The organism is Pseudocitrobacter sp. 73, assembly GCF_008369545.1.
GTDB lineage: Bacteria > Pseudomonadota > Gammaproteobacteria > Enterobacterales > Enterobacteriaceae > Pseudocitrobacter > Pseudocitrobacter vendiensis.
This window is the reverse complement of sequence record NZ_VTZO01000001.1, coordinates 33,929-47,914: the sequence shown is the minus strand read 5'-3', so window position 1 is coordinate 47,914 and position 13,986 is coordinate 33,929. Positions and strand designations below refer to the sequence as shown.

Annotated in this window: 12 protein-coding genes; 2 read left to right on the top strand and 10 right to left on the bottom strand. The window is 54.8% G+C overall.

The features are described 5' to 3' along the window. Positions 1-323: 323 nt before the first annotated feature. The 5 genes from gsiD to iaaA are packed head-to-tail and all read right to left on the bottom strand — an operon-like array spanning position 324 to position 6,564. Positions 324-1,235, bottom strand: coding sequence for a glutathione ABC transporter permease GsiD (gsiD, locus tag F0Q32_RS00185; protein WP_149461439.1), 912 nt, complete (start codon positions 1,233-1,235; stop codon positions 324-326). Next, complete coding sequence (gene gsiC, locus F0Q32_RS00180; RefSeq protein WP_015965178.1) at positions 1,236-2,156, bottom strand: glutathione ABC transporter permease GsiC; 921 nt, start codon at positions 2,154-2,156, stop codon at positions 1,236-1,238. It abuts the gene before it with no gap. Positions 2,157-2,195: 39 nt separating this feature from the next. Further along, positions 2,196-3,734: a glutathione ABC transporter substrate-binding protein GsiB gene (gene gsiB, locus F0Q32_RS00175; protein WP_149461438.1), complete on the bottom strand. Its 1,539-nt coding sequence runs from the start codon at positions 3,732-3,734 to the stop codon at positions 2,196-2,198. A gap of 32 nt (positions 3,735-3,766) precedes the next feature. Further along, positions 3,767-5,614: a glutathione ABC transporter ATP-binding protein GsiA gene (gene gsiA / locus F0Q32_RS00170; protein ID WP_149461437.1), complete on the bottom strand. Its 1,848-nt coding sequence runs from the start codon at positions 5,612-5,614 to the stop codon at positions 3,767-3,769. A gap of 11 nt (positions 5,615-5,625) precedes the next feature. Further along, positions 5,626-6,564 carry a beta-aspartyl-peptidase gene (gene iaaA / locus F0Q32_RS00165; protein WP_149461436.1) on the bottom strand — a complete coding sequence of 313 codons (939 nt, stop codon included), beginning with the start codon at positions 6,562-6,564 and terminating at the stop codon, positions 5,626-5,628. Between the two features lie 163 nt (positions 6,565-6,727). Between iaaA and moeA the strand changes: the two genes are divergently transcribed. Both moeA and moeB read left to right on the top strand, forming a co-directional pair. Beyond that, on the top strand, positions 6,728-7,963 hold the full coding sequence (gene moeA / locus F0Q32_RS00160; RefSeq protein ID WP_149461435.1) for a molybdopterin molybdotransferase MoeA: 1,236 nt from the start codon (positions 6,728-6,730) through the stop codon (positions 7,961-7,963). Then, complete coding sequence (moeB, locus tag F0Q32_RS00155; protein WP_149461434.1) at positions 7,963-8,712, top strand: molybdopterin-synthase adenylyltransferase MoeB; 750 nt, start codon at positions 7,963-7,965, stop codon at positions 8,710-8,712. The genes moeA and moeB overlap by 1 nt, the downstream gene beginning before the upstream one ends. 156 nt (positions 8,713-8,868) lie before the next feature. On the opposite strand, the gene F0Q32_RS00150 is transcribed toward moeB, so the two are convergent. From F0Q32_RS00150 to F0Q32_RS00130, 5 genes are all read right to left on the bottom strand, one after another. Further along, a complete protein-coding gene (locus tag F0Q32_RS00150; protein ID WP_255475119.1) occupies positions 8,869-9,549 on the bottom strand; it encodes an oligogalacturonate-specific porin KdgM family protein in 681 nt (226 codons plus the stop codon). 376 nt (positions 9,550-9,925) lie between these two features. Continuing rightward, positions 9,926-11,077 carry an alginate lyase family protein gene (locus F0Q32_RS00145; protein WP_149461665.1) on the bottom strand — a complete coding sequence of 384 codons (1,152 nt, stop codon included), beginning with the start codon at positions 11,075-11,077 and terminating at the stop codon, positions 9,926-9,928. 10 nt (positions 11,078-11,087) lie between these two features. Beyond that, the gene (locus F0Q32_RS00140) at positions 11,088-12,179 is read right to left on the bottom strand and encodes an ABC transporter ATP-binding protein (protein WP_149461432.1); all 1,092 of its coding nucleotides are present in this window, start codon (positions 12,177-12,179) and stop codon (positions 11,088-11,090) included. A 10-nt stretch (positions 12,180-12,189) separates the two neighbouring features. Continuing rightward, positions 12,190-13,029 (bottom strand): carbohydrate ABC transporter permease, encoded by an 840-nt coding sequence (locus F0Q32_RS00135; RefSeq protein WP_149461431.1) that lies wholly within the window; start codon positions 13,027-13,029, stop codon positions 12,190-12,192. Positions 13,030-13,038: 9 nt separating this feature from the next. Beyond that, entirely contained in the window at positions 13,039-13,956 is a 918-nt protein-coding gene (locus tag F0Q32_RS00130) for a carbohydrate ABC transporter permease (protein ID WP_370516864.1), read from the bottom strand. Between the last annotated feature and the right edge of the window lie 30 nt (positions 13,957-13,986).

Sequence of the window (13,986 nt, the reverse complement as noted above, 5' to 3'; positions counted from 1 at the left end):
GAAATATTTGCGAAATGTGCTCAAAATTAGACAAATAATGCTCTATATTCTGTAACAATAAAATATAGATACATACAATTTGGTTTTTATAAACATTTATATGCACTTATTGCTTTAGCAAAAAATGCGAATTACAACACCATCCTCACAAACATTAATTTAGATCAATCCAGATATATGCAAATAAATAACTAACCTCAAGTAAATATATGCATCAGAATAATTTAATTTCTAAAATTATCCCCTAAGGACATTATCTAGTTAGAATATAGTTTCATACTGTTGGCGTGTTTTAATTAACGATAAAACACGCCAACAGACTTCTAGCCTTTAATTTTCGGATCAAGCGCATCACGCAGCCCGTCACCCAGCAGGTTAAACGCCAGCACCGTCAGGAATATCGCAATTGCAGGAAAGAGCGCGACGTGCGGCGACATCACCATATCCGCGCGCGCTTCGTTGAGCATGGCGCCCCACTCCGGTGTCGGCGGTTGTGCGCCCAGCCCGAGGAAAGAGAGACTCGCCGCCGAGATAATTGACACCCCGATTCGCATGGTGAAATAGACCACTATCGACGACACCGTTCCCGGCAAAATATGATGGAAAATAATCGTGAGATCGTTCGCGCCAATGCTGCGCGCCGATTCAATAAAGGTTTGCTGCTTGAGCACCAGCGTATTACCGCGCACCAGGCGCGCGAAGGCGGGCACCGAGAAAATCGCGACCGCGATAATCACGTTGGTCATGCCGCTCCCCATCACCGCCACCACGGCAATCGCCAGCAAGATCCCCGGAAAGGCGAACAGCACATCGCAGATGCGCATAATGATGCGATCCCACCAGCCTTCGTAGTATCCCGCCAACAGCCCAAGCACCGTGCCGATCGCCGCCCCAATCAGTACGGCAAAGACGCCTGCCGCCAGCGAGATTTGCGCCCCCACCAGCACGCGGCTGAAGATGTCGCGCCCCAGCGAATCGACGCCAAACCAATGTATTAATGACGGACCCTCATTGAGCCTGTCATAGTCGAAATAGTTTTCAGCATCGAATGGCGCAATCCACGGTGCGACCAGCGCGACCGCAATCAGCAGCAGAATAAATATCCCTGCCGCCATCGCCACTGGCTGATGACGGAATCGACGCCAGAACTCGCGCCATGGCGTGCGCGGTTGCGTACTGTGAATCGTCGGCATCGCATTGAGAGCGGCCTGGCGTCGCCAGTTAAGTAGTCGCACTTATTTATACCTGATAGCCGGGTTAATGGCGGCGTAGAGCACATCCACCACTAAGTTGATAAGAATAAACTCCAGCGAAAAAAGCAACACTTCCGCCTGAATCACCGGATAATCGCGCATCTCCACCGAATCGACCAGTAGCCGCCCCAGCCCCGGCCAGTTGAACACTTTCTCCACCACAATCGACCCGCCCAGCAGAAAGCCAAACTGTAAGCCCATCATGGTGACGACCGGGATCATCGCGTTGCGCAGGCCGTGCTTGAGCACCACCAGTCGCTCGCTGACGCCTTTCGCCCGTGCGGTGCGCATATAGTCTTCGTTAAGCACATCAACAAACGATGCGCGGGTGAAACGCGCCATGACGGCGGCCACCGCCGCGCCCAGCGTCAGCGATGGTAAAATGTAGTGCTTCCAGCTATCCGCGCCCACCGTGGGCAGCCAGCCAAGCTCGACGGAAAAAACCTGCATCAGCAGCATGCCCAGTGCGAAAGCCGGGAACGAGATGCCGGTGACGGCAATCGCCATGCCAAGGCGGTCGGGCCAGCGGTTACGCCAGACGGCGGCGACAATCCCCATCGCCATACCGAAAATTACCGCCCAGACCATGCTGGCAAGCGTCAGCCACAGTGTGGGCATAAAACGGCTGGCGATCTCTTCTGACACCGGGCGACGCGAAACCATCGACAGGCCGAAATCGCCCTGAATCGCGTTGGTAATATAGTGCCAGAACTGCACGTATAGCGGCTGATCGAGCCCCAGTTGCTGGCGCACCAGCGCGATAACCTCAGCATCGGCCTCCGGCCCGGCAATCAGGCGCGCCGGGTCGCCCGGCAGCATATGAACAAACAGAAACACCAGCACCGCCACAATCAGCAGCGTCGGGATAAGCCCCAGCAGGCGTTTAATAACATAGTTGAGCATGACTCTCCTTGTGTTCAGCCCCCGGCAGGGGGCAGAACCTTACTTCAGATCCGCCTCGTCGAAGCTAAAACCGGTATCCGGCATGATATAGAAGCCAGTCAGTTTTTTACTGTGTGCGGAAACCAGTTTCTCAACCACCAGCGGCACCCACGGCGACGCTTTCCAGAGCGTATCCTGCGCCGCTTTATAGAGGCTGGCTTTCTGTTTCGTGTCGGTGGTTTTCAGCGCCTCGGTCAGGTCTTTATCCACCTGCGGGTTACTGTAAAACGCGGTGTTAAACAGGGTTGGCGGCCAGTTCTGCGAGGCAAACAGCGGCGACAGCGCCCAGTCCGCTTCACCCGTCGAGGCGGACCAGCCGGTATAGAACATGCGCACGCCGCTCTCTTTCTGCCCTTTGCCCTCAACTTCCGCCGCACGCTGTCCGGCATCCATCGCCGTCACCTGCGCTTTAATGCCCACCTGCGCCAGTTGCTGCTGAGTAAACTGCAACACTTTCTGCGCGGTGCTGTGATTATGCGATGACCATAGCGTGGTGCTGAAACCGTTCGGGTAGCCCGCCTCTTTCAGCAGTTCACGCGCTTTCGCCGGATCGTACTTCCACGCAGGGTAACTTTGCGCATAGGCAATCGACGGCGGGACGATACCCGTCGCAGGGGTGGCATAACCGGCGAACGCCACCTTCACCAGCGCCTGCCGGTTGATCGCGTAGTTAATGGCTTCACGTACTTTTGGGTTATCGAACGGCTTTTGCGTCACGTTCATGCTGATGTAACGCTGCATGATTGACGGGCTGGCAACCAACTCCAGGTTGCTATTCTTTTCCAGTAACGGGGCTTGTTCGTAAGGGATCGGGAAGGCAAACTGCGCTTCCCCCGTTTGCAGCATCGCCGCACGAGTGTTGTTATCGACAACGGGTCGCCAGGTGATGGTATCAAGCTTCGGCAGCCCCTTTTGCCAGTAACCGTCAAACTTCTTCACCTTCACAAAATCGGTCTGATTCCAGGTTTCCAGCGTATACGGCCCGGTTCCCACCGGGTGGAATCCAATTTCATCGCCGTATTTTTTCAGCGCCGCCGGGGAGATCATCGCCGTCGCCGGGTGAGCAAGAATATTAATAAACGCCGAGAACGGCTGTTTCAGGGTGATTTTGACGGTACTGGCATCCACCGCCTCGGTTTTGGCGATATTTTTATACAGATTATAACGTTTGAGATGATTTTCCGGATTGCTGGCGCGGTCGAGGTTGGCTTTCACCGCTTCGGCGTTGAAATCGGTGCCATCCTGAAACTTCACGCCTTCACGTAGTTTGAGGGTATAGGTCAGCCCATCATCAGACACCGTGTAGCTTTCCGCCAGCACGTTCTGCAATTTCATCTCTTTATCAAGGCCAAACAGCCCCTGATAGAACGACTTCGCTACCGCCTGCGACAGAGTGTCGTTGGCGTCATACGGATCGAGCGTGGTGAAGTTCGAGCCGACCGCCACCACCACATCTTTGGCGGCAAACGCCGGGGACGTGGCCAGCGCGGAGGCCACGCCCAGCGCCAGAAGCCATTTACCTGATACGCGTTGTGTCATGTTGTTCTCCTGAAGTACCCTGCCTGTCATTATTATTCTCGCAAGAGCGCATTTGCCGTCGGTTCGCGGGCCACGAAATGCCCCGGCGAAACCTGCTGCAACGGAACGCTCACCACCGCGTCTCCCCGCTTATAAATATTGCCCGGCAGTTCGTCAGAGAGCAGCACGCGCTGCGGCCGACGATGCGTGGGATCGGCTACCGGTACGGCATCCAGTAATTTGCGGGTGTAAGGGTGCTGCGGGTTTTCAAAGACGGCGCGCCGGGGGCCAATTTCAACAATTCGCCCACGGTACATCACCGCCACGCGGTGGCTGATGCGCTCCACCACCGCCATATCGTGTGAAATAAACAGAAACGCAATGCCCATCTCCCGCTGTAAGGAAAGCAGAAGATTAATAATTTGCGCGCGAATCGACACATCGAGCGCCGAAACCGATTCATCGGCAATCACCACTTTCGGCTCCAGCGCCAGCGCGCGGGCAATGCAGATGCGCTGACGCTGACCGCCGGAAAACTCATGCGGATACCGCCAGGCGTGCTCCGGCTGCAAGCCCACACGTTCCAGCAGCCAGGCCACGCGTTGTTGCGCGGCCTCGCCTTCCAGCTTCTTGTGGATGCGCAGGGGCTCCATAATCGAGTAACCCACCGTATGGCGCGGGTCGAGCGACGCATAAGGGTCCTGAAAGATAAACTGAATATCGCGACGCAGAGGCTGAAGCTGATGCGCGGAGAGCGTATCGATCCGCGCGCCGTTAAAGGTGATGGTACCGCTCTGCGCCTCGACCAGCCGCAGCAACGCGCGTCCGGTGGTGGATTTTCCGCAGCCCGATTCCCCCACCAGCGCCAGCGTTTCGCCGGGCCAGAGATCAAAGCTAACATCTTCAACCGCGTGCACTTCGCGGGTCACGCGATTCAACCAGCCGCTGCGTATACCAAAGCGCGCAACCAGATTGCGCACCTGAAGTACAGGCTCGCCGGCAACCACGGTATTTTGTTCTTCAATGTCAGACGCGGGCGAATCAAATTCCGGGAAGTGGCGCGGCAAATCGCTGCCGCGCATTTCGCCAAGCGTCGGCACCGCCGCCAGCAGTTTTCGGGTATAAGGATGTTGAGGATCACGGAAAATCGCCTCGACGCTGCCTGTCTCGACCGCTTCACCCTGATACATCACCAGCACGCGGTCTGCAATTTCCGCCACCACGCCCATATCGTGTGTAATGAAAATCACGCCCATCGACATCTCTTTTTGCAGCACGTCGATAAGCTGTAAGATTTGCGCCTGAATAGTGACATCCAGCGCCGTTGTGGGTTCATCGGCAATCAGCACCGCCGGGCGACAGGAGAGCGCCATCGCGATCATCACCCGCTGACGCATGCCGCCGGAAAGCTGGTGCGGATAACGCGCCAGCATCGCCTGCGCTTCAGGAATGCGCACGCGTTCCAGCATTTTCTTCGCTTCCGCCAGCGCCTCTTCGCGGCTCATCCCCTGATGCAATCGAATAGATTCCGCAATTTGCTCACCGACCGTGAACACCGGATTCAGTGAAGTCATCGGCTCCTGAAAAATCATCGCGATATCCGCACCGCGGACTTTGCGCATCTGCGCAGACGACTGATCTGTTATCTCGATGACATCGCGGCTGCGGCGGCGCAACAGCATCTGTTTACTGCACACGCGCGCATTTTCCTGCTCCAGCAGGCGCATCAGCGCCAGCGCAGTCACGGATTTCCCGGATCCCGACTCGCCTACGATCGCCAGCGTCTCACCCCGTTTAAGGCTAAAACTAAGCTGGCGAACGGCCTGCTGTTGGTCGAAGGTCACGCAGAGATCCTGAACGCTCAGGACATTCCCCGCATCGAGTTGTTCAGAGTGCGGCAAGCAACGTCTCCTTATTCCCGATAAATGCCGATGGTTGGCGTGTCGCCTGCATAAGCCCAGGCGCGATACATCCCTTCGCTGTTAAACGGCAGCGCCACATTGCCTTCGCTGTCGATAGCAATCAGGCCGCCGCTGCCGCCCAGCGCGGGCAATTTTTCCATCACCACGCGTTCGCAGGCATCGTGCAGGCTAAGATGACCATATTCCATCAGTGCCGCGATATCGTAAGCCGCCAGCGCGCGGATAAAGACTTCCCCCGTACCGGTACAGGAGACCGCCACATTGGCATTATTCGCGTAGCATCCGGCCCCCACCAGCGGGCTGTCACCGACGCGACCAGGCAGCTTGTTGGTCATACCGCCCGTGGAGGTCGCCGCCGCCAGATTGCCGTGTTTGTCCAGCGCCACCGCGCCAACGGTGCCCATTTTGGTGCGCTCATCGAGTGGGGCGTCATGATCGAGGCAAACAGAACGCTGAGATTTTGCTTCCTGAAGCTGCTGAAAACGCTCAGGCGTAGAGAACATGTTGTTATTCACCAGCTCAATACCCTGCTGCTGCGCAAAGGTTTCAGCGCCCTCGCCAATCAGCAGCACGTGCGGGCTGTTTTCCAGCACCTGCCGCGCCGCCAGCACCGGGTTACGCAGATGTTTTACCCCTGCCACCGCCCCGGCGTTCAGCGAATAACCGTCCATCACGCAGGCGTCGAGTTCATGGGTTTCATCGGCGGTAAACACAGACCCTGTTCCGGCGTTAAACAGCGGACACTCCTCTAACTGGCGTACCGCCTCGGTAACGACGTCGAGCGCGCTCGCGCCCGCCTCCAGGCTATGCTGCGCGTGTTCCACAATTGCGGAAAGCGCCTCAACGTACTCCAGTTCCTTCTGCGTCGAGAGCTGCGTGCGGGAAATCGCGCCCGCCCCGCCATGAATCGCAATCACTGCTTTTCCCATGGATTCTTCATTGCCTATCATTAAATAACTTTATCTATAAATATCATTATCGTGGCATCAAACCTATTCGATTTTTGAATAAAGATACGCCTCTGGTGGAATACAGTGAGCCGCGCTTTTCTGCCATAATGGGCGGATTCGATGTTTTCCCAGGAGTTTACCCATGGATTTTACCGCCGGCCTGATCCCGCTTGATGATGCGCTGAGCCAGATGCTCGGAAGAATCACCCCGCTCAATACTTCAGAATCTGTTCCCCTTGTGCAGGCCTTTGGCCGTATCACGGCGCGCGATGTGGTTTCACCGCTGGATGTACCCGGATTTGATAACTCGGCGATGGATGGTTACGCCGTGCGCCTGAGCGATATCGCCACCGACGCACCGCTGATGGTCGCGGGGAAAGCCTTTGCAGGTCAGCCGTATCACGGTGAATGGCCTGTCGGAAGCTGCATCCGCATTATGACCGGTGCGCCGGTTCCTGCGGGCTGTGACGCAGTTGTGATGCAGGAACAAACCGAACAAACCGATACGGGCGTGCGTTTTACCGCCCCGGTGAAAGCGGGCCAGAACATCCGCCGTTGCGGGGAAGACATCGCCAACGGCGCGGTGGTTTTCCCGGCAGGTACGCGCCTGACCGTTGCTGAACTGCCTGTGCTGGCCTCGCTGGGAATCCCTGAGGTTGACGTGATACGCAAAATCCGCGTGGCGCTGTTCTCCACCGGTGACGAACTGCAACTGCCTGGCCAGCCGCTGGGTGACGGTCAGATTTACGATACCAACCGTCTGGCGGTGCATCTGATGCTGGAACAACTGGGCTGTGAGGTGATTAATCTTGGTATTATTCGCGATGACCCGGAACAGCTGCGTCAGACGTTTATCAAAGCGGATAGCGAAGCTGACGTGGTCATCAGCTCTGGTGGTGTCTCCGTTGGCGAAGCGGACTATACCAAAACCATTCTCGACGAACTGGGCGAAATCGGCTTCTGGAAGCTGGCGATTAAACCAGGCAAACCTTTCGCGTTCGGCAAACTGAGCCACAGTTGGTTCTGTGGTCTGCCGGGTAACCCGGTCTCTGCGGCGCTCACCTTCTACCAACTGGTACAGCCGCTGCTGGCGAAACTGAGCGGTTTCACCGGCTCCACACAAGCGCCACGCCTGCGCGTGCGTGCCGCCTCACGCCTGAAAAAATCGCCTGGCCGTCTCGATTTCCAGCGCGGTGTTTTGCAGCGCGACGCTAACGGTGAACTGACCGTCAGCACCACCGGCCATCAGGGCTCGCACATTTTCAGCTCCTTCAGCCAGGGTAACTGCTTTATCGTGCTGGAACGCGAGCGCGGTCATGTCGAAGCAGGCGAATGGGTTGAGGTGGAACCGTTTAATCATCTGCTGGGAGGCCTGTAATGGCAGCGGAACTCAGCGATGCGGAGATGATGCGCTATAACCGGCAAATCATTCTGCGCGGCTTTGATTTCGACGGGCAGGAGCGGCTGAAAGAGGCGAAAGTGCTGGTCGTCGGCCTCGGTGGGCTGGGCTGCGCGGCAACGCAGTATCTGGCCGCCGCGGGTATCGGGCAACTGTCGCTGGTCGATTTCGACACCGTGGCGCTCTCTAACCTTCAGCGCCAGACGCTGCACAGTGACGCCACCATTGGTCAGCCAAAGGTGGATTCCGCACGCGATGCACTGGCGCGGATTAACCCGCATACGCATCTGGTAACGCATAACGCGATGCTTGACGACGACGCGCTGTGGGCGTTGATCGAACAGCACGATCTTGTGCTCGATTGCACCGATAACGTCGCGGTTCGCAATCAGCTTAACGCGGGCTGCTTCCGCCATAAAACGCCGCTGGTCTCCGGCGCCGCCATTCGTATGGAGGGGCAAATCAGCGTCTTCACCTGGCAGGAAGGTGAGCCGTGTTACCGCTGCCTGAGCCGTCTGTTTGGCGAGAATGCGCTGACCTGCGTAGAAGCGGGCGTCATGTCGCCGCTAATTGGCGTGATTGGCTCATTACAGGCGATGGAGGCGATTAAAGTGCTCACCCACTACGGCACGCCTGCCGCCGGAAAAATCGTGATGTATGACGCGATGAGCTGCCAGTTCCGCGAAATGAAACTGATGCGCCATCCAGGGTGTGAGGTTTGCGGGTAACCCGGTGCGGTCTGTTTGCCGGGTGGCGGCTGCGCCTTACCCGGCCTACGGGTCAGGTGCGGGTAGGCCTGATAAGCGCAGCGCCATCAGGCATTGTGCTGGCGACGCCGCCGGGTGGCGGGTCAGGCACAATAACCTGCCTGAAAGTATTCAGCTTTAGAATGTGTACTGCAAGCCAACACGGTAACGTGTCTGGCGTTCGTCCGTTGTAGAACGCACGGAGACGTTCCCCAGCTCCACATAGGGCTTCCAGTTTTTATCAATGCTATAAGCAACTTTTAAGTTCAACTCGTAATCGTCTTTGCCGTTATTAAAGCGATCGTAGTCTTCGCTCTTCTTATACAAATAGTTGCCTTCAAAAGCCCACGCTTTAATTTTATAACCCAGCCACAGGTCGCCGCGGTTGATATGTTCATCGTCCTTATCCGCCGAAGTATCACGCGTGTATTCATAGCGATAACGCCCAGCGATATAAATGCCATTTTCAAATGTATATTGGCCGCGAATATAAGGCTTATAAATCGCTTTTGAAGATGATGTTTCCAGCGCAAAGCCGGGTTGCACCGAGAAGCCCGGTGCTGCGTTAAACTGGTAGCTGACAACGTATTCATCTCCGTTATCAACGACGTCGTTAAACGCCTTATCCTGATCATCACCACCCGACTTCACCTTGCCCTCAATCGAAATCCCGAAGCCATTGGCAAAGCGGTGAGAAATCAATAAACGATCTTTCTGAACCTGACTGTCGTCGGTATATTCATGACGCAGGTCGATAGTGACAGCACTTGCCGATGCACTGACCAGGGCAAGTGAAATAAAGGTAATAATTTTTTTCACGCAATTTTCCTCTGATATTACAAAAAGGCGGCAGAAGTATTTTTTAGAAGTAATAGCTCCCTGTTGCTTAATGATAAGTTCATTAAACATGCCGCAGACATTCATCCTGTACTTCAGGAGAAATAGTAAATATAAAAAATATCCCTGTCATTAATTTGAGAATAAAAGCGAGATCATTATCAAGTTAAATTGAAATATTGTTTTGATTTTATTTTTATTAAAAAATATATAATTTAAAGTTATTTATAATTATTAGCACCAAGAATAACAAATACAAAAATGCCCGGAATAACCGGGCATTAACGTAGCGTTTAATGGCGTACAACAACAGGCTGGGTGTGGCGTTAACGCCGCACCCAGCCTGTAAATAGGTCTGTCAGACTCTGCGTAAAGGTGGGCACCACATCAGTTGTTCTTTCAGACTCATCGTTTCCTGTGGGAAGGTCGTTAATAAATCTCGATATTGCTCTGAATATTTATGATAGCCACGCAATGTTTGTAGTAATACGCGGGTGGCGCTATCCCAAACAATGCCCTGTAAATCACTGTATGGCCATAGATCAGGTTCGCGGATAAAAGGCACCAGATAATCGATGCCTTTTTTCACTCCACGCCCATCGCGAATATGATTCCAGCGATCGATTTCAACATGTTCGGCGTAGCGATTTAATAATAAATGGGCTTCCAGATTAAAAAGGGAATAGTGGAAAGGCATGGTGCGTTCCAGCTCCATGGTCTGTTTACCATCCTGATCAATTTGCGCCGCCATTCGCTGGGTGAATCCTTGCTCAATAATTCGCGCCGCCAGACCTTTATCACCGTAAAACAGCGCATTCACCGTCCGTTGCACGTCGTACCAGGTGCCATGATTGTTGTGCCAGACATATTCTGAATGGCCGATATCGCTGTAGTACATCCAGTGGTTAAAATCGCGGAACCACTGATGCAGGCCAATGATATCATCGGTATCGAGAACACCTGCGGGTGAAATCAGGCCGATAGTATCGATTACCATCCACAGCAGGCGCGTATCGATAAGCCCTGTACCTCTGCCGGAGACCACGCCGGGGATCGCCTGGCCGTAGTTCAGATGCGGGTTCATTCGTGTATTACTATCAAGGAACCAGCAGCGTATTTGTACCGCCGCCGCCTGAGCATACTGTTTTTGCCCGCTGAAATACCACGCTAGCCCTAGTGTCAGGCAGCGCTCACACATGCGGATAATACGCGTGGTGTCCGTATCATTATTTTCGCACTGCGGATTGGTATGCCCGTCGCGACGGATATAGGGTAAGCCGTTGGGCCTGCGCGGATTCGGCCACCAGTAAGTGCCCAGACTGTAATAATCGTGAGCATTCCCGCTCGCCGGGCGCAGTTTTTTATGTACCACACTTTCCGGCGGCATCCGTTTTAAAGCGTCGGCATCATTGATCAAGCGACTCAACGCCAGTTGAAGCGGTGAAAACGGTTGTTTCAGCCCCAGCCGGGCATATTCCAGACAGATTTCATCAAGCGTGTAGAGTTTCATCGCCACGGCGCTACTCCCCTTTGTTGGCAATACGCTCGCCCGATGCGGCATCAAACAAATGCACGCCAGAAAGCTTCGGCTGTAACCACACTTTCTCGCCCTCTTTCACCGCCAGGCGCTGCTTAAATACTGAGGTAAAGGCTCCGCCGCCAGTGTCGCAAAATAGCTGCATGTCTGAACCGGTATTTTCAATGGCGGTGATCACCGCGCCCAGCGCATCCTCCTGGGACTGGCCCACGACATTGACCTGCTCCGGGCGAATGGCGTAAACCACCTGCTGCCCCTGAGTGACATTGATGTCGTCTGGCAGACGCAGCAGCGAACCGTCGCGCAGCCGTAGTTGAGCAATATCGCCATCCAGCACAATCTCACCCTTAAGCTGATTAATTTCAGGCGAACCAATAAACCCGGCAACAAACAGATTTGCCGGACGGTCGTAAAGCTCCAGCGGCGTCCCGGCCTGCTCGATGCGACCATCGCGCAGCACGACAATCATCTGCCCCATGGTCATTGCTTCGATTTGATCGTGAGTGACGTACACCGAGGTGGTTTTCAGTCGACGGTGCAATTCACGAATTTCGCCGCGCACCTGAGTACGCAGTTTGGCGTCAAGGTTAGAGAGCGGCTCATCGAACAGGAAAACCTGCGGCTTGCGCACGATGGCGCGCCCCATGGCCACGCGCTGGCGCTGACCGCCAGAGAGATCTTTCGGCAGACGTTCCAGCAGCGGCGTCAGGTTTAATAATTCCGCCGCCTCTTCCACCTTCTGACTGATTTCCGTTTTCGGCAGCTTCGCCATTTTTAGCGCAAAGCCCATGTTTTCGCGTACCGTCATTTGCGGATACAGCGCGTAGCTCTGGAAGACCATCGCAATATCACGAAGCTTCGGTTCCACATCGGTAACGACGCGCTCATTAATATGGATATCGCCCTCGGAGATCTCCTCCAGCCCGGCAATCATGCGCAGCAGCGTCGACTTCCCGCAGCCGCTTGGCCCTACCAGCACGCAGAATTCGCCATCCGGAATCGTCAAAGAGACATTTTTGATCACATGCGCGTCGCCGTAGGATTTACGGACATTATTCAGTACAACCGATCCCATAACAGACTCCTTATCCTTTAACTGCGCCGGACATAATCCCGCGATTGAAATGTTTTTGCAGACCCAGGTAAACGATGATGCTTGGCAGCATGGCCAGCAGCGTAATGGCGATGAAAATATTCGGCGTGATGCTTTCATCGGTACGCAGCGTCCCCAGAATCACCGGAATGGTGTTCAGGCTGTCCTGGTTAATGACAATCAGCGGCAGCAGATACTGGTCCCAAATCATGATGAAACCGAAGGTCACCACCGTTCCCAGCGCCGGTTTGACCAGCGGCAAAATGACGTGGAAAAAGATCTGCCATTCGTTCGCACCATCAATGCGCGCGGCTTCTTCCAGCTCTTTCGGGATTGCCGACATAAACTCGGTCAGCACGAAGATAGAGAACGCCCAGCCCACAACCGGCAGGATCATGCCGAGATAGCTGTTATAGAGAGAAGCATCGATAAACGGCAGGCGCCAGTTGATGATCATGTACAACGGAATGGCGATCACCTCTTCCGGTAACATCATGGTTGAAAGAATAACCAGGCTCACCAGCGCAACACCGCGAAACTTCTTACGCGCCAGCGCGTAGGCGGCAAGCGCACTCACCGAAACCTGCAATATGGTGCCGAAAAATACCACCAGAATGGAGTTCAGCAGATACTGCCAGACGCCGATATCCTGCCAGGCGAAGATAAAGTTCTCCAGCGAGAAGGATTTTGGCCAGGCCAGCAGTTCGCCGGGTTTAACTGGCGCACCGCTGAATGCCGTGGCGACAATGCCCCAGAACGGGCCTACAAAGACAATTAACAACAACAGATAGATACACCAGCGTCCTGCCGTGTCCCAACGTTTACTTATCATGTTGTCTCCTTAGTAACGCGCAATGCGTTTTTTCAACGTCAGGTGGCAGATGGTTAGCACCACGGTAAAGGCAAACAACAGGAACGACACGGCTGAGGCATAGCCGTAATCGAACTGCTCGAAGCCCAGCTTGTAGATATGCGTCATGATCATCTCGGTGGCGTTAGATGGCCCACCGCCGGTCGTGGCGTAGACTTCGGCAAACACGCGGAAACCACGAATAAATGACAACATCAACACCACGGACAGTGCCGGAATCATTCCCGGGAGCGTGACGTAACGCAGGCGATTCCACCAGTTCGCGCCGTCCACGTTCGCCGCGTCATATAAATCTCGGCTGATACCCGCAAGACCGGCGATAAAGATAACCATGTTGTACGGCACCGCTTTCCAGATATGCAGCAGCATAATGACCCACAGCGCCTGGTCACTGCTGGCGAGGAACCCCTGATCCGCCACCCCAAACCAGCTCAGGATATGGTTCACCACGCCGTTCGGCGTGGGGTTAAACAGAATGCGCCACATCTCTGCCACGATTGCCGCACTGGTGACCGCAGGCAAAAAGATAGCGGTTCGAATGAACCGCAAATGGCGCGCAGGACCTTCGAGCAGCATCGCAAGGAAAAAAGCCAGTACAGCAGCCACCACCATGGTGACCAGTACGTACAGGAAGGTATTCGCCACCGCCGAATGTAATTCCGCATCAGCAAACGCGCGCGCGAAGTTTGCGCCGCCGATCCACTCATTGGGCTGATTAAAGTTCACCTTGTAGAAACTCATCACCAGCCCCTGAATCATGGGGATGAATTTGAACCAGGTAAAAATGATCAGCGCCGGGGCGAGAAATATCCACGGGATTAGCGCGCGCTTGCGAGCGGGCGTCAACCAGCGAACGCCCTCGGCCTCTTTGCGTTGAGGCGTCACCATTTTACTTTCGTGTAGTGTCATTAACCGGGA